Origin of the sequence: Nocardia coffeae, assembly GCF_019890715.1 — a bacterium.
Lineage (GTDB): Bacteria > Actinomycetota > Actinomycetes > Mycobacteriales > Mycobacteriaceae > Nocardia > Nocardia jiangxiensis.
In genome coordinates this window covers 94,352-113,713 of sequence record NZ_JAINZY010000015.1, presented here as the reverse complement: position 1 = coordinate 113,713, position 19,362 = coordinate 94,352, and the positions used below count along the sequence as shown (strand labels likewise).

Here is a 19,362-nt window from a genome sequence, read left to right as displayed (position 1 = left end):
GCCCGTCGGTCATCGCGACACGGATGATCATCAGATCCCTTGTATCGCTGAGAAATCGGATCAGCACCCTCGCCACGTCGCTCCAAAGTGGCACTTCCCAAAACGAGAGTCATGTTCTACCGTCTAGTAGATCCACACTCTAGATGCGGCGGTCTGGAGGTACCAGTTGAACGGCGAAGCGTTCAACGGTGTACGTCCGGTCGAGCTTGCGCAGTGGGTCTTCGTTCCGGTCGCGGGAGCGTTGCTGTCCATCGCGGGCACGCAGGGCATCAACCCCAGGCGCCTACAAACTCAGGGAGCAATCATGTCCTCCAACCCGTCACTCGATTGGCTGATCTCGGTGGACGACCATATTCTCGAGCCGCCCACGTTGTGGATCGACCGGGTATCGCGTGCCGACAGGGATCGTGCGCCTCACATGGAAACCGACGAGAGTGGCATGGATTACTGGATCTACGACGGTAAGCGCTATCCCACCTCGGGTCTGAGCGCGGTCGTCGGGAAGTCGAAGGAGGAGTTCAGCCCGGAGCCGCTGCCGTACAGCGAGATGCGGCCCGGCTGTTACGATTCCAAAGCTCGTATCGAGGATATGAACGAAGCGGGAATCCTTGCCTCCCTGTGCTTCCCGACGGTCACGCGATTTTGTGGGCAGTTGTTCATGGAAGCCAGTGACCGCGACTTCGGCTTGGTTTGCCTGCGGGCCTACAACGATTGGTTGATCGAGGAGTGGTGCGGCGCAGCACCGGGCCGATATATCCCACTCGTCCTCATCCCACTGTGGGACCCGAAACTAGCGGTCGCAGAACTGGAACGCTGTGCGGGCAAGGGTGCGACAACCTTCGCGTTCTCGGAAAACCCGGCCCCGATAGGTCTGCCCACCATCCACGATGCCGGCGGATACTGGGATCCGGTGATGGCCGCGGCGAACGATCTGGAGATGGTCGTATCGATGCACGTCGGTTCGTCGTCGACTGTCCCGCAGATCGCACCGGACGCCCCGTTCCTGGCCAATCTGGCCTGGGGTGCGACGCGCACCTCGGGTGCGATGCTGTCCTGGTTGTTCAGCGGCATGTTCCAGCGGTTCCCGCAACTGCGAATCGCATTGTCGGAGGGAGAGATCGGATGGATGCCCTACTTCCTCGAGCGCGCCGAACAGGTCCTGGACAAGCAGCGTCATTGGGTGAAGAAGGGAGTCCAGTTCAATGACCACGCGGTGAGCCGAAATGTCGATCTCGATAGCCTCGATATCCGCGCTACATTCCGCGACCACATCTTCGGCTGCTTTATCGAGGATGGCCACGGCATCGGTAGCATCGCCGAGATCGGCGAGAACAACATCATGTGCGAAACCGACTATCCGCACTCCGATTCGACCTGGCCGAATTGTATCGAGGTAGTCAAGAAGCACATCGGTCACCTGCCACCGGAGACCCAATACAAGATCCTGCGCGGCAATGCCGAGCGCTTGTATCGCTTCACTCCAGCCGAACCACCGGTTCTCGCGAAGGCATGACCGCGGTGGCGACCAAGGGTGCATCGTAGGACAGACACCATGGACGCACCCGACTACCGCACGCCCGACCTGACCCTCGTCGGCGCCTTGCACGTCGCAAGGTACCGGGAGACCGACGGCGAGGTCGGCCACGAGTGGACCGGCACTCGGGTTTTATCAGCTCTGATCTGGATCTCCGCGTTCGAATGTGTTTGGAGATCCAGGTGTCCGTCGCACGGACGGAATCCCCGGCGGAGCGGCAACCCTGTGGGACATCGCGACCGGATATTGGCCGAACTACGACGTCTATCAGGCACGCACGAGTCGAGTGATCCCGATAGTCGTACTTCAGCGGCGCGAGAGGAGATGAACTGTGAACACGCAGAATTCACCGGTTGACGACAGTATCGAGGTATCCTCGCAGCCCTGGGCCGATCGAGCCGCGAAACAATCTCAATCGGTACGACGATCACGCGCGCGAAGTATCGCACAGGCGCAGACGATCGTCGCCGCGGCAGAGCGGTTGCTGCAGGTCCGGGGATCCGCATTCACCACACAGGAGCTGTCGAAGGAAGCAGGCATCGCACTGCAGACCTTCTACCGCCACTTCGCTGGTAAGGATCAACTGCTACTGGCCGTTTTCGAGAACGTCATCGCCCGACGGGCGGCGGAGGCCGAGGCGGTTGCCCGTGAGCTACCGGATCCTGTTGCGCGCCTTCGCGTCTACATCGGCGACACGCTCATGTCCTTGCGGGACGATGATGGCCCGGGCCCGCGAGCTGTTACCGCTGAGCACTGGCGCCTGCATCAACTGTTCCCGGACGAGATGGCGAAGGCGAACCAGCCCTTCGCAGATCTGATAGAACGAGAACTTCGGGAGGCCGCGACCACGGGTGTGCTGCGGCCCAACGATCCGGCCACCGATGCCTGGCTGGCGACGAAGCTGGTGATGTCGGTATTCCACCATTACGCGTTTGCTCCGGCGCCCCGCGGCATCGACGAGACGGCCGAACGCACCTGGTCGTTCTGCCTGGCCGCCTTCGGTGGCCGATTCACTGAAATGTAATGAGGCACAAGTAATGCGGCAAGCGCCTGTTTTCTCCAAGGGCCGTGATCTCGCGGCGACCGCCACCGCCCTGCGGCCGTGGCTGGCGGCTCGGCTCGACGTCGGCACCGTAGCCATCGATGATTTCACCTACCCGCAGGGTGCGGGTGTCTCGAACGAGACCATCCTCTTTCGTGCCCGATACGGGAATACGGTCGAGGAACTCGTAGTGCGGATTGCTCCTGCTCCGGAACATCAGATGTTCATGGAGCCGAGATTCAGGATGCAATACGACATTCTGATGGCCCTGTGGCAGAACGGTACGGTGCGTGTCCCGGAAGCCCTATGGCTGGAGGAGGATTCGTCGATCCTCGGCCGGCCGTTCTATGTAATGCGACGAATGCGTGGACGCGTTCCGGTGAGCATGCCGGTGTACAACGCGACGGGCTGGCTACTCGAGGCGACCCCGGCGCAGCGCCGGGTCCTGTGGGAGGACGCCATGGCCCAGCTGGCCGCGATCCATCGGGTACCCGCCGCCGAGCTCTCGGTCGTGCAACGGCCCGAGCACGGTGTTACCGGCATCCAGCAGCACCTGTCCTACTGGAACCGCTACGCCACGTGGGCGCTGGGTAACGAGATCCCGGACACAGTCCGGTATCTCCTCGATTGGCTGGATAGCAACCAGCCGCCCGAAACCACCGCGGGCCCGTCGTGGGGCGACGCCCGGATCGGAAACATCATGTTCGACAGCGAATTTCGCGTGGTCGGAGTCATGGACTGGGAGCAGGCGTCGTTCGTCGGTCCCGTTGCAGACCTGGGCTGGTGGCTGTTGTTCGATGAGGCGCACAGTGTCGGCGCACGCGTGCCCCGGCTCGACGGGCTGGGCACCCGTGCGGAGACGATTACCGTGTGGCAGGAAATGACCGGCCGAAAGGCCGATCATCTGCTCTGGCACGAGGTATTCGCGGGGGTGAAGGCGGGGCTGCTCGGTTTGCACTCCCGATACCTGGCGCCTCTGCCTCCGGTGGACGCGCGGCCGTATTCCTATCTGGGCCGCGCATGTGAACTGCTCGGACTCCCGGCGCCGAAAGATTTCTGATGGACGTGACAAACAGCCCGGCGCCGCACGACGAACAGGTCGTACTGTCGACTGAATGGCTCAGTTCTGTTCTGGCGCAGCGCTACCCGGATGCCATCGCGACCTACACCGAAGTGACCGAACGGTTGGAGACGGTCGCTACCAAGGTCCGCTTCCGGGTCGGTTATGCCCGACAGACCGCCGCCCCGGACGCCTTGTGCGCCAAGGGCTACTTCGATCCGGCGCATCGCCGTGGCACCCGTGCCGAGGCCGATTTCTACCGCCTGGTCGCGCACGACCTGCCAGTGCGCACCCCGCCGTGTGTCTACACGGGCGTCGACGCTGATACTGGACACGCACTGATTCTGATGCATGATCTTGTCGAGGCCGGGGCCAGGTTTCTCGACCCTCTCGTCGGCTACAGCGCTGAACAAGCCGCCCGCACTCTGGACCAGCTCGCCGCTTTGCATGCCGCGACATGGGGTGCGAGTGGTGCGCCGCTGGCGGCGGAATTTCCGCCTCGCCTCGCGTCTCTCGCTCGGTTGATGAGTACCGAGCAGATCCAGCAACTCCTCGATGACGGCAGGGCGCAAGGTATTTCGCTGGATGTGCGCCGCGCCGACCGTCTCGTCGGTGCGATGGCCGCCATGGAGGCATCGGCTGCCACGAGTCCGATGTGTTTGGTGCACGGCGACCTGCACGCGGGGAACATCTACGAGTTGGCAGACGGCAGCCCCGGCCTCATCGACTGGCAGGTAGTTCAGCGTGGCGTGTGGGCGCTCGATGTCGGCTACCACCTGGCGACGGTTTTGGACCCGGACGAACTGGCTCGTGTCGAGCGTGACCTACTCGACCACTATCTCGATCGGCTGGCCGCCTACGGTGCGCCTCCACCGGGCCGGGAGCACGCCTGGCTGATGTATCGCTCGTATCTGCCCTACGGAATGTTCATGTGGGCGATAACCCGGGCAGTGGACCGGCCGATCATCGAACACTTCACCAGGCGGCTCTCGATCGCGGTCGACCGCCACACCAGCTTCGACCTGCTCGGCGTCTGAACAAGTCGTGAGCCGCTCAGCTATCGTGCCGGAGGCCGTTGAACAGCAGATCGGCGAGTTCGGCGAAGGATTCGGCGGCGGACAGGCCGGTGCGCTCGAGTAGTGTGCCGGACTGGACGGCCTCGATCGCGAGGGCCACGACCTGGGCGGCGAAGGTGCCGTTGGTGGCGCGGAAGGCGCCGCTGCGCACGCCGTCGCCGATCATCTCGCGGATGCGTTCGGCGGCACGGGCGGTGTTGCGGGCGTAGATCTCCGCGGTGGGGGGATAGGTGACCATATCGGCGTAGAAGGCCGAGGAGTTGCGGCGCATCGCCTGTGCCACGCCCTCCAAGTATGTGGTGATCTTGATCTGTGGTTCGTCGTGATCGGCGACGGTCTGCTCGATACGGTCGGCCTCGGTGCCGAAGAAGTGTTTGGCGGCCGCGACCACCAACTGCTCCTTCGTGGACCCTATGGCGTAGAGGGTCGACTTCGAGCAACGCATGCGGCGGGTGAGGTCCTCGACGGTCACTGATGTAAAGCCCTCGGCCAGGAAGATGTCGGTGACCTGGGCCAGCAGCTCCTCACGCCGTGCCGTGTCGACCCGGCGGCGTCGGGGGGTCTTCAACGGCGCGGGGGGCGTCACACCTGAAGTAGGGCTCATGATCTCGAGTCTGGCACAGGGCCGATGGTGGGTCGGAAATGTGTGCTTGCCGAGAGGTACGTTAGTGGGTACTGTCACATTGTATAACGTACCCAAAGGAGGGGCCTGAATGGTCGACCCGGCCACGCGCACCGCACAGTTGGCGCAGAGATATTCGGTAGCGTCGCTCGACGTCGCCCAGCTGCTGTGCGATCGTCATCCCAGCCAAGCGGTAGCGGTACGGATTATCGGCGATGCCCTGGTGGAAACCACGGTTACCTATGGGGAGCTAGCCGATTCCTCGCGCCGGTTCGCAACGCTTCTGAGCCGCCGCGGGATAGGCCGCGGGGACAGGGTGGCGACCTTGATGGGCAAGAGCGCGGACCTGCTCACCGTGCTGGTAGGGATCTGGCGGGTCGGTGCGGTGTACGTTCCGCTGTTCACCGCCTTCGCCGAGGCTGCGGTGACCGACCGATTGCAGCGCTCGCAGGCTCGGCTGGTGATCGCCGACGCGGATCAGCGGCACAAGGTCGGTGAAGGCGAGTGGGAGGTACTCGAAGCCGACACCCTGAAAGCGGAACTTGCCGCGGCCGGGCCGTGGGAGACCGGATCGATAGCAGTGGGCGGAACCGGCCCGCTGGTGCATATGTTCACCTCCGGCACCACCGGGTCGCCCAAGGGGGTGATCCATCCGGTGCAGTATGTCGCCGGTTGGCACAGCTACCTGGAGTTCGGTCTCGGTGTCGGTGCGGACAGCGTGTACTGGTGTGCGGCCGATCCCGGCTGGGCCTACGGTCTCTACGCCGCGATCGTCGCGCCGCTGGCCGCTGGGGTACCGACCGTACTGCTGTGCGGCGGATTCTCCGCCGACACCACGCTCGGCGTGTTGTCGCAGCTGAAGGTGACCAATCTGGCCGCCGCGCCGACGGTCTACCGCGCCCTGCGCAACTCCGGTCGAGTCCGGTCCAGGGAATTGACGGTGCCCTATCTCTCCAGTGCGGGCGAGCCGCTGACTCCGGACGTGAATGCCTGGGCGCCTGAGGCTCTCGGCGCGCGAGTGCACGATCATTACGGGCAGACCGAGCTCGGCATGCCGATCGGATTTCCGCACGACGCCTCGGTGTCGGTGCCGGTGGTCGACAACGCGATGGGGGTGGCGCTGCCGGGGTGGACGGTGACCGTGCTGGACCCGGACCGGGACGAGCCCGCCGCGCAGGAAACGGTTGGTCGGCTGGCGATAGTGGTGGCCGACAGTCCGCATATGACCTTCACCGCGTACGCCGACGGTGACGATCACGGCCGGTTCGTCGGTGAGGGCCGCTATTACCTCACCGGTGATACCGCGAGTATCGACGCCACGGGCATGGTGCGATTCTCGTCCCGCGACGACGATGTGATCATCATGGCTGGCTACCGTATCGGCCCGTTCGACGTGGAATCGGTACTGGCGCAACATATTGCCGTCGCCGAGTGTGCGGTGATCGCCGCACCGGACCAGGCCCGCGGGGAAGTGGTCGAAGCCTTCGTCGTCACCGCCGCCGACACCGCGGTATCGGCGGAAGAGTTGCAGCAGTGGGTGAAGGATCGCTACGCCGCGCACGCCTACCCACGCCGCATCCATTTTGTGCCGGCCCTGCCGAAGACCCCGAGCGGCAAGATCCAGCGTGTCGAACTGCGCCGGCAGCGCCGCGCGGAAGTGCTCGGCGAAGCGGCTCGCGATGAGTGAGCGCCGCCGATCCGACGGCGTCGGCTCCGACGTTGTCGGCATGGAACAGCATGGCCAGGTGCGCCTGCTGACGATGAATCGCCCGCAACGCCGAAATGCATTGAACGCCAATTTGATCGAGGCTCTCAACCGGGCGCTCGGCACTGCTGAGAGCGACCCGGGCACCGCTGCCATTGTGCTGCTCGGCGCGGGCCACAGCTTCTGCGCGGGAGCCGATCTGAACTATCTGCTGGAACTGGACGGTAGGGGTGAGACTCCGACCCCGTTCCTGCGCACTGTGTCCGCGTTGGCGACTCGGTTGGAGACCAGCCCGCTGCCGATTGTGGCGGCACTGCACGGCCACGCCGTGGCGGGCGGCATAGAGCTTGCCCTGGCCTGCGACATCGTGGTCGCCGCGACCGGCACGCTGATCGGCGACGGCCATATCCGCAACAATCTGCTGCCCGCCGCGGGTGCCGCGGTACGGATGCCACACATATTGGGTCACGCGATAGCGCGACGACTGGCATTGACCGGCGAACTGATCCGCGCCGACCGGCTGGCCGATACCGGCTGGCCGCATGAGGTGGTCCCCGAGGGCGAGGTTGTCGCTGTCGCAGTGCGGATCGCGCAAACGTTGGCGCAGGTACATGGGCCTGCACAGTCCGGGTACAAACGCCTGCTGGCCCGTACATCCACCCTCCCTGCCGATGCCGCTCTGGCGCAGGAACTCGAGGCGTTCGACGACCACTGGGCCGCACACGACGTGGCTGCTTCGCTACGGCAATTCATCAACCGCCCCAATACTTCTCGATCGGAGCAATCGGCGTGAATCGCTTCACCGACCAGATCGTCCTCGTCACCGGTGGTGGGCAGGGACTGGGTGCCGCGATGGCACACCGCTTCGCTGCCGAGGGGGCCACCGTCGTCATCGGTGATATCGACAAGGACACCGCCGCCGCGCAGAGCGACCGTCTACGTGCGGAATTCGATCGGCCCAGCGAGAGCGCCGGTCTCGACGTGACCGACTCGGCCGCGGTGACCGGGTGGGTCGACGGGGTTGCCGCTCGGCATGGCCGCGTCGACGTGCTGGTCAACAATGCCGGAATCATTCGGGACAATCGGATCACCGACATCAGCGACGCGGATTGGCATGCGGTGGTGGATGTCTCGATGACCGGTAGCTTCTACTGTGCGCGGGCGGTGATTCCGCATATGCGTTCCCGTGGCTACGGCCGGATTGTCTCGTTCAGCTCGATGAGTTGGCGCGGAAACTTCGGCCAGGCTAATTATGTCGCGGCCAAGGCCGGGATCGTCGGCCTCACTCGCACGATCGCATTGGAGACTGCCCGCGACGGCATCACCGCGAATGCCATCGCCCCCGGTTTGATCGACACCCCGATGCTGGCCTCGATGGACGACGCGGTCCGGGCCAAGCTCATCGGCAAAGTGCCCCAACGGGTTACCGGTCAACCGGCCGACATCGCGGAGGCCGCGGCCTTTCTCGCTTCGCCTGCCGCCGGGTACATCACCGGCATCGTCCTGGACGTGGACGGCGGACTGGGCATCGGTTCATCCATTCGCTGACCATCCATTCCCACTGACCAAACCATCCCTGATGACACAAAGGAGTGCACACACATGACAACCTCGCACCCGCCGGTGACCGTTCCAGAGCGCAGCGTCCCGGTCCCAGCCTCCCTGAGCGAAATCGCCCAGGGGGTCATCGGCATGGGTAATGCCATGCCCGATAAGCCGTGGCCGCCGCTGGACGACCGCGAAGCGGTGCAGGCCTATATCGATGAGCTGATCGCCTCGATCCCAGAAGGCGGGGAGTCGCCGATGGTGTCGTCGATATTCGGCATGGCCGACACGGGCGTGCCCAGCGAGACCGAACGCATCGAACTCGGCGATTTCGGTGTCTGGCAGGCTGTTCCCGAGGGTGTCGCCGCGGACGACCCCCGGGTCTATCTGGCCCTGCACGGCGCCTGGATCTACGGCGCCGGCGAGCTGTCCCGGCTGGGGGCGAGCATGACCGCCGGTGCGGTCGGCGCCCGAACTTGGGCCGTGGATTACCGGATGCCGCCGTTCTACCCCTACCCGGTCCCGCTCGACGACTGCGTCAACGCCTACCGCGCACTGCTCGAAAATCACCGCCCCGAGGACATCATCATCGGCGGCGTGTCGGGCGGGGGAAACCTCACTGCGGCCACGATCCTGCGGGCGCGAGACGAGGGCCTGCCGCTGCCGCGCGCGGCTGTGATAGAGACCCCGGTCGCCGACGTGACCAAGGCCGGCGACACTCACTACACCAATAGCGGGCTCGATGTCTCCTACAGCGCGGAGCAATTGGAGATCGTCTTCCAGCTCTACGTCGACGGCCACGACCGCACCGACCCGTACGTGTCCCCGCTGTTCGGGGACTACACCAAGGGCTTCCCGCCCTCCCTGCTGACCACCGGCACACGTGACTTCCTGCTCTCGGACACCGTGCGGCTGCACCGTAAGCTGCTGGCCGCCGATCTCCCGGCCGAACTGCACGTGTGGGAGGGAGCGCCGCACTTCATGTTCCTGGGCATGGCGCCGGAGGATCACGACCGGGTGGCGCAGATCCGTACCTACTGCGACCGGCAGTGGGGCGCGCGGGTATGACACGAAACCCGTTGCAGTGGTTGAGAGAACAGCTGCAGCCGAAGTACCCGTCGCCGATCACGAAAGATGTGACCGTGACCCGCAACCTGCGGGTGCCGATGCGGGACGGGGTCGAAATCCTCGCCGACCATTGGCAACCCAAGACCGGCGGCGCCGGACTGCCGACCGTGCTCGTCCGCACCACTTACGGCAGCCACACGCTGACGACCACACCTATCATTCGCCCTATTGCCCAGCGCGGTTTTCAAGTGCTGGTGACGAATTCACGCGGCACCTTCGGCTCGGAGGGTTCCTTCGACCCGTTCCGCAACGAACGCGAGGACGGCCTCGATACCCTGGACTGGCTCGTCGAACAACCCTGGTGCGGCGACTCGATCATCCTGTACGGAGTCAGCTACCTCGGCTACACCCAGTGGGCCGTCGCCGACCAAGTGCCACCTCAGGTCAAGGCCATGATCCCGATCCAGACCGAATCCTCGGTGATGCTGGATTTTCTGCGTCCGGACGGATTCGCGTTGGAAACGCCGTTCCTGTGGAGTTTCGTCATCGACGGGCAGGAACATCCGCTGGCATTGCTCAGGCACCCTGCCCTTACCCGCAGACGCACGATGCTGCGGCGCATGCGTGATCTGCCACTCGAGCAGGCCGACCAGCGCGCCGTCGGCCACCGCATCGACTATTTCCAGAAAATCCTGGCTCACGACGCAGATTCGCCGCACTGGGCTGCGGCCGACCACAGCGGCCGGGTCCCGGACGTCACCATCCCGGTCAGTTCCATCGCCGGTTGGCACGATTTCTTCCTGCCCGGTCAACTCCGAGATTTCAAGGCGCTGCAGGCCGCTGGTACTCCGGCACGGCTGACGGTGGGCCCATGGGCGCACAGCATGGCCTCGGAACCGATGACAGCGGGCATGCTGGAGCTGCTCGACTTCGGCATGTCCCACGCCCGCGGCGAGCAGCCCGTGGACCGTGAACCTGTGCGACTGTTCGTCCAGGGAACGGACGAATGGCGGGATTTCCAGACCTGGCCGCCGGAAGGCTATTCGCCGCGACGATTCCACCTCCAACCCGGCCGGGGCCTCGCCCCCGAGCCCCCGGCCAATTCGACCCCGGACGGCTACCACTACGACCCGGCCGACCCGACGCCTGCGGTCGGCGGCTCGCGGTTCATGTTCGACACCGGCAGTGTCGACAACACCAAGCTGGAGGCCCGCCCCGACGTATTGACCTACACCACAATGCCATTGGAGCACGACGTCGAGATCATCGGTGAGATCGAGGCCGAGATCTGGTTTCGATCCACCCTGCGGTATGCGGATGTGTTCGTCCGACTGTGCGACGTCAGGGCTGACGGCCGCTCCTACAACGTCACCGACGGCCTGACCACGCTGGTCGAGGCGAACCGCGACACCTGTGCAAAAGTGCACCTCTTTGCCACCGCCTACCGGTTCGCGAAGGGCCACCGCATCCGCGTTCAGGTTTCCAGCGGCGCGTTCCCCCGCTACAACCGTAATACCGGAACCGGCGAACCTCGCAGCAGCGCAACACAATTGCGCGCCGCCGATCAGACCGTCTTCCATGACCCAGGCCGGTCGTCGGCGATCATCCTGCCTGTCCGCGCGGGCGACTGAGATCGGTTGTGGGGGACCTGTTCCCTGCAGGGCGGCGATGTGCCTAATCCAGTTCTGCCGGAGAAAGATCCAGTCACCGCGGGTCTTCTCTCCGGCAACCTGGGTGCCGGACAGGACGGGAGCAACCCACATCGTGCACACGGATTCCGGTCGTGGCTCGCCGGCCGAAGTGATCGTCGCTGCCACCGGACTATGGCCGCGCAGACTTCCCGATCAGTATGCTCTCAGCGGCAATGTGCTGCGCGATCTCGGGGCGGCGTCCTCACGGTGCTCGACGAACAGGCAGAATAATCGCCGACGGATGGTTCAGGTCGTGGTAGACGGTTTGGTCGGCGACATGGAGGGTCGCAGCGGTGGCTCGGGGCTCACCGGTACCGAGGTTTCGGTTGTATCGGGGGAACGCGCCGCTGGAAACCTGAACGCGGATGCGGTGGCCGGGTGCGAAGCGGTACGCGGTAGGCCACAGTCGGATTCGCACGCAGGTCAGGTTTTGTGCGTCGGTGACGGTGGTCAGGCCGTCACAGATATCAAGGGAACGGCCGCTCGGGTCGACATCGCAGAGCCGGACGAACACATCGGCACTGGGGCGGCTGGACTGGAACCAGATTTCCGCGGCCACCTCACCGATCACTTCGGCCGCCTCCTCGAGGGGGTCGGTGGAGTAGGTGAGCACATCGGGGCGCGCTTCCGCGATGCGGTTGTCGACCCGGGATTTGCCGGTCGATTGCATCTGGATGCCACCTACCGCGGGAGTGGGGTCGGCGGGATCGTAACGGTAACTGTCGGTTCCGGCCCTGACCGGAACGGCTGACCGCAGCTTGGCGTCGGTCTGCAGGTAGAGCGGTTGGGGGGCGGAGTCCGGGGGAGGCCACGACGCGAAATCGGACCAGCCTTCGTTGTGCCCCATCACGAACAGCCGAACCGGGGCGCGTTCCGGGGGTGTCTCTCCGCGAGCACAAGCAGCACCGAATTCCAGCAGGTCGCGCATCAACGTTCCCAGGACCTCCACCGAGGCGTGCGGCCACGGGCCGACGGTCAGCCGGGCCGGCTTACCGGCGTCCTGAAGTATCCGGAAGTCGCGTAGCTGGCCGGGGGTGAACGCATCGAACCAGCCGCCGATCGAACTGACCGGTACCGAAGTGTCCGCGACGCGGGCAGTGTGGTCGACATCGGTCCAGTACGGCGAATCGCCCGGATACCGCAACATGGCTTGGATGACATCATCGTGCCTGCCCAGCACCGTGGTGTCAGCCTCCGACAGCGGCAACGTGTTCAGGGCGCGGCGAACCCGCCGCCCCTGCGTCAATGCTCTCGCCATACCCCATCCCCGTTCCTGGTTGGCGACATTGACGCCCCAGCCGAACGGGATTTCCAGCGAGAAGCCGTCTTCGCGAAGGATTTCCAGGAACAAGTCCGACCCGCTGGCCTGCACGAGCATCGGGCGACCTGAGGCGGCAGCTTGTCGGCCATCGCCCACTGTACGTACCCGGTGTAGCTGGCTCCGTAAAGCACGATTGCCTCACCGAACCAGGGTTGTTCGATGATCCAGTCCAGGGTGGCCAGCCCGTCGACGCGTTCGTTGCGCATGGGTTCGAAATCCCCACCGGAACCGAACGTGCCGCGGCAACTCTGGACCAGCACCTGAAACCCGCGCTCAGCCAACGGCTGCGTCATGGCCGCGGTGAAACCGCGTCGACCGTAAGGGGTTCTGATCAGTACCGTCGGCGGTCGGGTCTCGGAACGCGGCGACCAGAGGTCGGCCAGCAGTTCCGCACCGTCCGGCATCGGCACCCGAAGGTCCCGGCGTACCGCAATGTCTCGGGTCGCGGGAGCGGGCAAACGCAGTAACCGCTGCAGGATTCGACTGGTCAGACTCGTGGTTCCTCGTTGTCCGGACTAACATAATGCTCGCCTGGATGGATATATGTTGGTCGATCGCCTATCTCATGTAGGCCAATGATAGACACATCTATGCAAGTGAAGGCCGATATTCAACGAGGAGGTTGGTCGATCGCCTAACTCTTGTGATGGCGCTCATCAGAATCCTTGATTCGCCTTCTCCAGCGCGGCGATGGCATCGGGCCGACCTGTAAGGCTCACCTGGGCGGCCTCGCGTCGACCAGTCAGATACAGCAGCAGTTCGGTCGGCTCGCCGGTGAGTACGGCCTCTCCGACCGGACCGATCCGGCGAGAGTGCCCATCGGGTCTGCGCAACTCCAGGCCGTGCGGTGCGATCCTTTGGGCGATGCGCCGTCCGATGAAACCGAGCACTCGCAAGGCAATCGGTTCGAGGTCGGGGCGATCGAGTCGGCGATCGTGACCGTTGGCTCGGCGAACATCCTCGTGGTGGATGAGGTACTCCACGCCGTTCATTACCGTGCGGATGCGAGGCAGACGCCATGGCACGAGCGGCGCGCCACCGTATAGTCGATCGATCAAGACGGAAAGGCCCTTGGCTTTTTCGATCGACATACGCTCGTCGGTCCACTTCTGGAAATGCTCGCGCAGGACCAGGTGTGCGGCTAGGTCGAGCGTCGTCCACCCGGTACACAGCGTCGGTGCGTCCGGTCCCAGCTCGGCCATCAGATCGCACAACTCCCGGCGCTCGCGCACGTCGATCGGCTCAGTCACGACTCTCGGCCTCCGCCGCCATTTTCAACAGATCGGCTTGCATGAGCGCGGGCGTGTTCGCGATGGTATCGGTTTGCTTGGCGATGAAGGCATTCCAGTCGGAGGCGCGTTCGACCAGCGTGTCACGGACCTGTTCGTGGGTGTAGAGCATGAAGGTGTCGTCCAGGATCGCCTGGGCAACCTGCTCGCCGACGACGTCCGGTTCCAGCAGCGCGAACTGTGCGCCCGGACCGCGGATGCCGGGCTCGGGCCCAAAGGTGCGGGGAAGACCGACACTGATGTTGGTCTTCACCGGGCCGGGGCACAGCACAGTGACGCCGACGCCCTGAGGGTGCAGGTAGATCCGGAGACCTTCGGAGATCTGCACGATCGAGGCCTTCGAGGCGGCGTAGGGGAGCCGATCGTATGCATAGGTGAACAGCCCAGCGAACGAGGCGGTATTGACGATGTGCCCGTGGCCCTGCTCGATCAGCAGGGGCATGAAGGCGGTGTTGCTGCGCACCACGGAGAACAGGTTGATATTGATGATCCGCTGCCACTCCTGCACCGGTAGGTGGTCGGGGAGGCCGCTGGTGAGCACGCCGACATTGTTCATCACGACATCGACCTGGCCGAAACGATCCAGGGTGAAGCCTTTCAATTCGTCGAACGCCGCTTCCGCGCCGACGTCGCAGCGCACTCCGGCGGCTTGGCCTCCCGACCGGGTGATATCCGCGGCGACGGCGTCGGCGCCCGCGCTATCGATGTCGGCGATCACGATTCGCGCGCCACGCTGCGCCAGCGCGTGTGCGGTGGCGCAGCCGATGCCGCTACTCCCGCCGGTGATGACGGCGACCTTGTTCTGCAGGGATTCCATGGTGTGACTCCTTGTCGTCGGCGGATCGGTCTGTCCTATTTGTCGAGCACCTCATGGCCGATCCGCTGTGCGGTGGCGGCGGCCGGGAAACCGGTATATGCGCTGGCGTGGTAGACGACCTCTTCCAGCTCTTCTCTGGTGACAGCGTTGCGCAGGGCGATCTGGAAGTGGACCTTCAGTTCGTCCTCGGCCCGCAGTGCGATCAGGATGCCCAGCGTGACCAGGCTCCGTGACCGCCGGTCCAGTCCGGGGCGTATCCATACGCTCCCGAATACGTTGTCCAGGCTCAGTTCACCCAATCCGGTGGCGAAGGCATCGGATCGGGGCAGCTGGCCGGAATCATCGGAGGGCAGGTCGGGGATCATTTCTCGCAGTAGAGCCAGGCCCTGTTCGCGCGCACTACTCATGGCTTCTCCTATTCCTGGCGGGTGCTTTGCGGCCGTCTGTTCTGCCAGGTTATCCAACAAGTGTCGGAAAACCAACAAGTGGCGGATAAGCTACAGTGCATTTATGCCCGCGCAACTTTCGGATCCACGTAGCCGGCGCTCTCGGTCGGCGTTGGAGGCCGCGCTGTGGGAGCTCGTCGCGGAACACGACCTCACTCAGATCTCGATCTCCGATATCACCAAGCGGGCGGGTGTCAACCGATCGACGTTCTACGAGCACTACACCGATGTGCACGACCTGGCCGCGTCCGCGTCTGCGGCGATGTTCGACGAGATGGCCTCTACCACGGCGGCTTTGGGGGGCCGGCTCTCCGCCGAGATCAGGGATGTCGACAATCCGCTGACTCGCCTGTTCACCCATGTCGCCGACCATGCCAAGCGGTACCGAACGTTGCTCGGTACCGCCGGGAGTGCACGTGTGATCAACCATCTGCTCGAGCGCATCGCGATCGCCGCTTACGTGAATCGGCGCCTCACCGGTACCGACTCGGTCTCTCATCCCGGATATCCGGACGAGATCCCGCACGACCCCGAGGCCGCGTTGATCGCGGGCGCCGTGCTCGGCACCGTCATTGATTGGATACGTCGAGACTGTCCGGGCACGCCCGAGCAGATGGCAGCGGCGGTCTGGCCTCGGCTGATCGGAGGGTTGTCGGCTATCGACGTGACCGCCGCGCCTTGACAGACTTCCGGAAAGTGCTGTGCGGCAACGAGTTTCGGTACATTCGCCGCGAGGACACCGTGGGTTGAGATCGCTCGGTCAGTGGCGAACCCTCGAAGGGGGCTACCCGGCCCAGTGGGAGTCGACGAACCGGCGCACCAATTGGTCGACCTCCGCGTCTTCGGGTGCGGTGCCGAAGAACCCTCCGTGGGGCATTGCCTCGAGAATGTGCAGCTCGGCCTCGACTCCAGCCGTTCGCAGGGCCCGGTGCATGCGTACCGCGTTCGAGAGGAAGACATCGCGGGTGCCTGCCGTGAGCAATGTCGCGGGGAAGCCCGTGGTGAAGTCCGCGAACAGCGGTGAAAGATAGGGGTGCGCCAGGTCGTGGCCGCCGGCGTAGAACAGATTGACCGGCATCAGGCTCCGGTGGCCGACGATGTCGACCGCCGCGTTCGTCCGGAAGGAGTCTCCCGACTCGGTGAGGTCCAGTTCCGGTGTGAGCAATACCGCAGCGGTAGGTGGTGGCAAGCCCTCGTCCCTGACACGCAGAAGAAGCGCTGCGGCAAGGTTGGCGCCAGCCGAACCGCCACCCACGATGATCTCGTCCGGGCGGTGCTCGCGCAGTATCGCCCGATACGCCGCTACACAGTCGTCGAGTGGTGTGGGGTAGCGATGGTCCGGAGGCATGCGATAGTCGACGGCCCAGGTGCGCGCACCGACCTGCCCGGCAATCGCGATTCCGTTCAGTCGGCAGGTGTCGCCACCGCCCTGAATGAGGGCGCCCCCATGGATATCGAGGTATATCCGTCGATCGTCGGCTGACGTCCCCTGCGGAGTGACAACGTAGACATGAGTGCCTTCCGCGTCGATCTCGGTGACATCGGCTTTTACGCGGGAGGCGCGCGCCTCGTACATCGGCTGCATTGCCTCTTCGGTCGACGCGATCCTGGCCCGCCATCCGTCGAGATCATCGAGGGCCGGGTATGGCGGCGAATCCATCAGGCCCTGGCCGAGGAATGCCTGCGCCTCCGCGCTGACCGAGGTCGGTACGGGAATATTCCGTGCGGGTACATGCAGTGCCCGGTGTGAACCGTCAACCGTCGTCATTGTCGGCCCCTTTCATTTCTATTCGAGCGCGACCGGGCTGGAGAAACCCGCCGCGTCGGCTGGTTCGTGCCAGCGTGGTGGTGAGGAACGGGCGAGCGCATCAGACCGATTGCGCGCGGGCGGCCCAGTGGCGAAGTCGGAAATCCCGGACTATGTCGGTGTATTCGCGGTCCTCCGGTGCCCTGCCGAGGAACATGCCGTGGCCGGCGGCCTCGGTAACGTGCAGTTCGACCGGAACGCCGGCTCGGTAGAGCGCATGATGCAATCGGACCGTGTCCGAGAGCAAGACATCCCTGGTGCCGCCGAAGAGCAGGGTAGGCGGGAATCCCGTGGTGAAGTCGGCGAACAGCGGAGATACGAGAGGGTCACGTAAGTCGTGTCCGCCCGCGTAGAGCAGAAAGGCCGGCGTGGGGCTGCCGGTGAGCGTCGGCTCGATGCCCATGTTGGTATGCCAGCTGTCGCCCGATTCGGTCAGGTCGGCAACCGGGCTGGTGAGGACGGCTGCCGCGGGCAGCGGCAGACCTTCGTCGCGGGCCAGCAGGATCATCGCGGCGGCGATATTGCCGCCGGCGGATGCGCCATTTACGACGATGTCTTCGGGACGGTGGACCTCGAGTAGCGCGCGATACGCGACCAGGCAGTCGTGGACCGGCGTGGGAAACGGGTGGTCGGGCGGCTGCCGGTAGTCCACCGACCATGCGCGAACCCCCATCGGCACTGTCTGGCCAACTGCCATGGCGCGGCAGACCTGCCCGCCCCCGTAGACGAACGAGCCGCCGTGGATATCGAGCATGACCCTGCGATCGCTGGGATCGACACCGGCGGGTGTGATCACGTAGACACGAACGCCGTCGATATCGATCTCCTCGACTTCGGCATCGTAGGCCGGAAACATCTGGTTGATCATGGCCATCGCGCTGGCTTCCTCTGCGCTGACGGATGTCCGCCACCCGTCGATGTCGTCGAGGGCGGGCCAGTCCGGTGGCGGTTGCAAGAGTCCCATGGCCAGGATGGCCTGTGCCTGCGGGCTCACCGATGTGGGCACCGGGATATCCCTACTGGTCACACGCAGGGCAGGTAGCGAGGTTCGAACAGATTCCACAGTGATTACCTCGGCATTGTGGTAGCAACGTCGCCGCTCGAGCCTGTGGTCGAGCGGCGATCAGTTCCTTGGAGCATCATTTCCCGGCGGACGGCGACGTCGTGGCGGCGAGGACCCCCCGGGGATTGGGCAGAGTCAGGTCGTTGTAAGTGACAATGCCCGGTTCGGAGGCGACAACCGCCGGGATCGCATTGATCGCGGGCATCGCCGTCATGATGTGACCGAGCATGATGTAGTCCGCTGGTGTCTCGGCCTTGAAGTCGGGTGGCGGCAGCAGGTCGACCTTCATGACCACCGTCGGTCGTCCGTCGATCTGGATTTGCCAGCCGTCCGCGTCGATCTTCCAGTCCGGGTCGAGGGTCTGGCCCTTGCGCCAACGGACGTTGATGTCCACGACGATTGTGTCGCCGATCAGGCCTTGCCAGCTGACGAACATGCCGGCGACGCATCCTGCCTTGATGGTCCACGACCCGAGGTCGAGATCGGTGGTGGTTTGCGCGTACTCGGCCACGCAACGCACCTCGTCGAGTTCGACGCCGAGCGAGTCGGCAACGAGCCGCACTGCCTCGCCGAACACCGCCGTGCCTTTCTCTGTCATCGACTGCAGGGCAGGGTCGTCGATGGGCCTGCCGTAGCCGGTCGGTATCTCGGTATCGGGGGAGTCGTAAAAGGTGCAGTCGGCGGATTCGGAGACGGTGATCTTGTCGACCCGGTCGCTCGCGCTCGCGGCCGTGATGGCCAGCAGCTCCGCGAAACCTGGGCTGACGCCGGACCCGAAAATCGTCGAGCCGCCGCGTTGGCACGCCTCGGCGATTCGATCGCGCCCCTCACCTAGGGTGTGGCCGGTGATGAACGCCGCTGTCGTGACGACGTTCACTCCCGCGGAGAGAATGCGCACGAGTTCGCCGACGTCGCACCACATCGGGTTGTAGACCACGCAATCTGGCTTCAGTGCCAGGAGCGCCTCGACGTCGTTGGTGGCGGCGACTCCTAACGGTTCGATGCCGACCAGTTCACCGACGTCCAGGCCCGCCTTGTCCTGAGACCAGGCGTAGCACCCGATCAGTTCGAATCGAGGATTCGCGACGATCGCCTGGACCGAGGCCCTCCCGACGTTCCCGGTTGTCCACTGCACGACGCGATACTTGCGAGTATTGAACACAAGGTCAGCATAGATGCTGTATGCATGTTAAATGCCGACTTTGAAGGATTTTTATGCTGGGCGACTGCATAATCTAGACGCCCCGGAGCAGTTCGCCCACCGTCGGATGGTCGA

The 19,362-nt window shown here is 64.5% G+C and carries 19 protein-coding genes and 1 pseudogene; 11 read left to right on the top strand and 9 right to left on the bottom strand.

The annotated features are described in order from the left end of the window. The first annotated feature begins 304 nt into the window (after positions 1-304). The 5 genes from K7711_RS38070 (at position 305) to K7711_RS38050 (ending at position 4,673) form a co-directional block, all read left to right on the top strand. On the top strand, positions 305-1,513 hold the full coding sequence (locus tag K7711_RS38070; RefSeq protein ID WP_222976383.1) for an amidohydrolase family protein: 1,209 nt from the start codon (positions 305-307) through the stop codon (positions 1,511-1,513). 187 nt (positions 1,514-1,700) lie between these two features. Beyond that, positions 1,701-1,862: a nitroreductase/quinone reductase family protein gene (locus K7711_RS49420; RefSeq protein ID WP_372460225.1), complete on the top strand. Its 162-nt coding sequence runs from the start codon at positions 1,701-1,703 to the stop codon at positions 1,860-1,862. 3 nt (positions 1,863-1,865) lie between these two features. Then, complete coding sequence (locus K7711_RS38060; RefSeq protein WP_308015130.1) at positions 1,866-2,558, top strand: TetR/AcrR family transcriptional regulator; 693 nt, start codon at positions 1,866-1,868, stop codon at positions 2,556-2,558. Between the two features lie 13 nt (positions 2,559-2,571). After that, entirely contained in the window at positions 2,572-3,636 is a 1,065-nt protein-coding gene (locus K7711_RS38055) for a phosphotransferase family protein (protein WP_222976141.1), read from the top strand. After that, entirely contained in the window at positions 3,636-4,673 is a 1,038-nt protein-coding gene (locus K7711_RS38050) for a phosphotransferase (RefSeq protein WP_222976139.1), read from the top strand. The genes K7711_RS38055 and K7711_RS38050 overlap by 1 nt, the downstream gene beginning before the upstream one ends. Positions 4,674-4,689: 16 nt before the next feature. Here the strand turns inward: K7711_RS38050 and K7711_RS38045 are convergent, their stop codons facing one another. Next, positions 4,690-5,316 carry a TetR/AcrR family transcriptional regulator gene (locus K7711_RS38045; protein ID WP_222976137.1) on the bottom strand — a complete coding sequence of 209 codons (627 nt, stop codon included), beginning with the start codon at positions 5,314-5,316 and terminating at the stop codon, positions 4,690-4,692. A gap of 109 nt (positions 5,317-5,425) precedes the next feature. Here K7711_RS38045 and K7711_RS38040 point away from each other — a divergent pair, with 109 nt between their 5' ends. From K7711_RS38040 to K7711_RS38020, 5 genes are read left to right on the top strand one after another with little or no spacing between them, the layout of a single operon-like run. After that, positions 5,426-7,021, top strand: a complete 1,596-nt coding sequence (locus tag K7711_RS38040) for an AMP-binding protein (protein ID WP_222976135.1) — start codon at positions 5,426-5,428, stop codon at positions 7,019-7,021. A 40-nt stretch (positions 7,022-7,061) separates the two neighbouring features. Further along, the gene (locus tag K7711_RS38035) at positions 7,062-7,832 is read left to right on the top strand and encodes an enoyl-CoA hydratase/isomerase family protein (RefSeq protein ID WP_235748413.1); all 771 of its coding nucleotides are present in this window, start codon (positions 7,062-7,064) and stop codon (positions 7,830-7,832) included. Beyond that, complete coding sequence (locus tag K7711_RS38030) at positions 7,829-8,587, top strand: SDR family oxidoreductase (protein WP_222976131.1); 759 nt, start codon at positions 7,829-7,831, stop codon at positions 8,585-8,587. Before K7711_RS38035 ends, K7711_RS38030 begins: the two co-directional genes overlap by 4 nt. A 54-nt stretch (positions 8,588-8,641) precedes the next feature. After that, positions 8,642-9,652 (top strand): alpha/beta hydrolase fold domain-containing protein, encoded by a 1,011-nt coding sequence (locus tag K7711_RS38025; RefSeq protein WP_222976129.1) that lies wholly within the window; start codon positions 8,642-8,644, stop codon positions 9,650-9,652. Then, complete coding sequence (locus K7711_RS38020; RefSeq protein ID WP_235748412.1) at positions 9,649-11,283, top strand: CocE/NonD family hydrolase; 1,635 nt, start codon at positions 9,649-9,651, stop codon at positions 11,281-11,283. Before K7711_RS38025 ends, K7711_RS38020 begins: the two co-directional genes overlap by 4 nt. A 262-nt stretch (positions 11,284-11,545) precedes the next feature. Here the strand turns inward: K7711_RS38020 and K7711_RS38015 are convergent, their stop codons facing one another. The 5 genes and pseudogenes from K7711_RS38015 to K7711_RS37995 all read right to left on the bottom strand — a co-directional run bounded on the left by K7711_RS38015 (position 11,546) and on the right by K7711_RS37995 (position 15,177). Beyond that, positions 11,546-12,721 (bottom strand): CocE/NonD family hydrolase, encoded by a 1,176-nt coding sequence (locus K7711_RS38015; protein ID WP_268929638.1) that lies wholly within the window; start codon positions 12,719-12,721, stop codon positions 11,546-11,548. A gap of 65 nt (positions 12,722-12,786) precedes the next feature. Continuing rightward, a pseudogene (locus tag K7711_RS48670) lies at positions 12,787-13,068 on the bottom strand (CocE/NonD family hydrolase); the annotation flags it as partial. Positions 13,069-13,320: 252 nt separating this feature from the next. Beyond that, a complete protein-coding gene (locus K7711_RS38005; RefSeq protein WP_222976123.1) occupies positions 13,321-13,914 on the bottom strand; it encodes a maleylpyruvate isomerase family mycothiol-dependent enzyme in 594 nt (197 codons plus the stop codon). After that, on the bottom strand, positions 13,907-14,770 hold the full coding sequence (locus K7711_RS38000) for an SDR family oxidoreductase (RefSeq protein ID WP_222976121.1): 864 nt from the start codon (positions 14,768-14,770) through the stop codon (positions 13,907-13,909). The genes K7711_RS38005 and K7711_RS38000 overlap by 8 nt, the downstream gene beginning before the upstream one ends. A gap of 35 nt (positions 14,771-14,805) precedes the next feature. After that, positions 14,806-15,177, bottom strand: coding sequence for a carboxymuconolactone decarboxylase family protein (locus K7711_RS37995; RefSeq protein WP_222976119.1), 372 nt, complete (start codon positions 15,175-15,177; stop codon positions 14,806-14,808). Positions 15,178-15,280: 103 nt separating this feature from the next. Here K7711_RS37995 and K7711_RS37990 point away from each other — a divergent pair, with 103 nt between their 5' ends. Further along, positions 15,281-15,898: a TetR/AcrR family transcriptional regulator gene (locus K7711_RS37990; RefSeq protein WP_222976117.1), complete on the top strand. Its 618-nt coding sequence runs from the start codon at positions 15,281-15,283 to the stop codon at positions 15,896-15,898. Positions 15,899-16,000: 102 nt separating this feature from the next. Here the strand turns inward: K7711_RS37990 and K7711_RS37985 are convergent, their stop codons facing one another. The 3 genes from K7711_RS37985 to K7711_RS37975 all read right to left on the bottom strand — a co-directional run bounded on the left by K7711_RS37985 (position 16,001) and on the right by K7711_RS37975 (position 19,248). Beyond that, positions 16,001-16,984 carry an alpha/beta hydrolase fold domain-containing protein gene (locus K7711_RS37985; RefSeq protein ID WP_222976115.1) on the bottom strand — a complete coding sequence of 328 codons (984 nt, stop codon included), beginning with the start codon at positions 16,982-16,984 and terminating at the stop codon, positions 16,001-16,003. A 100-nt stretch (positions 16,985-17,084) separates the two neighbouring features. After that, the gene (locus K7711_RS37980; RefSeq protein ID WP_235748411.1) at positions 17,085-17,897 is read right to left on the bottom strand and encodes an alpha/beta hydrolase; all 813 of its coding nucleotides are present in this window, start codon (positions 17,895-17,897) and stop codon (positions 17,085-17,087) included. A gap of 265 nt (positions 17,898-18,162) precedes the next feature. Further along, positions 18,163-19,248 (bottom strand): NAD(P)H-dependent amine dehydrogenase family protein, encoded by a 1,086-nt coding sequence (locus K7711_RS37975; RefSeq protein WP_222976113.1) that lies wholly within the window; start codon positions 19,246-19,248, stop codon positions 18,163-18,165. Between the last annotated feature and the right edge of the window lie 114 nt (positions 19,249-19,362).

Coding starts and splice junctions, on each gene's coding strand:
- K7711_RS38050 (WP_222976139.1), top strand. CDS start 3,636: ATGGACGTGACAAACAGCCCGGCGCCGCACGACGAACAGGTCGTACTG.
- K7711_RS38040 (WP_222976135.1), top strand. CDS start 5,426: ATGGTCGACCCGGCCACGCGCACCGCACAGTTGGCGCAGAGATATTCG.
- K7711_RS38035 (WP_235748413.1), top strand. CDS start 7,062: ATGGAACAGCATGGCCAGGTGCGCCTGCTGACGATGAATCGCCCGCAA.
- K7711_RS38020 (WP_235748412.1), top strand. CDS start 9,649: ATGACACGAAACCCGTTGCAGTGGTTGAGAGAACAGCTGCAGCCGAAG.
- K7711_RS38000 (WP_222976121.1), bottom strand. CDS start 14,770: ATGGAATCCCTGCAGAACAAGGTCGCCGTCATCACCGGCGGGAGTAGC.
- K7711_RS38070 (WP_222976383.1), top strand. CDS start 305: ATGTCCTCCAACCCGTCACTCGATTGGCTGATCTCGGTGGACGACCAT.
- K7711_RS38025 (WP_222976129.1), top strand. CDS start 8,642: ATGACAACCTCGCACCCGCCGGTGACCGTTCCAGAGCGCAGCGTCCCG.
- K7711_RS38055 (WP_222976141.1), top strand. CDS start 2,572: ATGCGGCAAGCGCCTGTTTTCTCCAAGGGCCGTGATCTCGCGGCGACC.
- K7711_RS37990 (WP_222976117.1), top strand. CDS start 15,281: ATGCCCGCGCAACTTTCGGATCCACGTAGCCGGCGCTCTCGGTCGGCG.
- K7711_RS38015 (WP_268929638.1), bottom strand. CDS start 12,721: ATGCTCGTGCAGGCCAGCGGGTCGGACTTGTTCCTGGAAATCCTTCGC.
- K7711_RS37995 (WP_222976119.1), bottom strand. CDS start 15,177: ATGAGTAGTGCGCGCGAACAGGGCCTGGCTCTACTGCGAGAAATGATC.
- K7711_RS37985 (WP_222976115.1), bottom strand. CDS start 16,984: ATGACGACGGTTGACGGTTCACACCGGGCACTGCATGTACCCGCACGG.
- K7711_RS37980 (WP_235748411.1), bottom strand. CDS start 17,897: ATGGCCATGATCAACCAGATGTTTCCGGCCTACGATGCCGAAGTCGAG.
- K7711_RS38045 (WP_222976137.1), bottom strand. CDS start 5,316: ATGAGCCCTACTTCAGGTGTGACGCCCCCCGCGCCGTTGAAGACCCCC.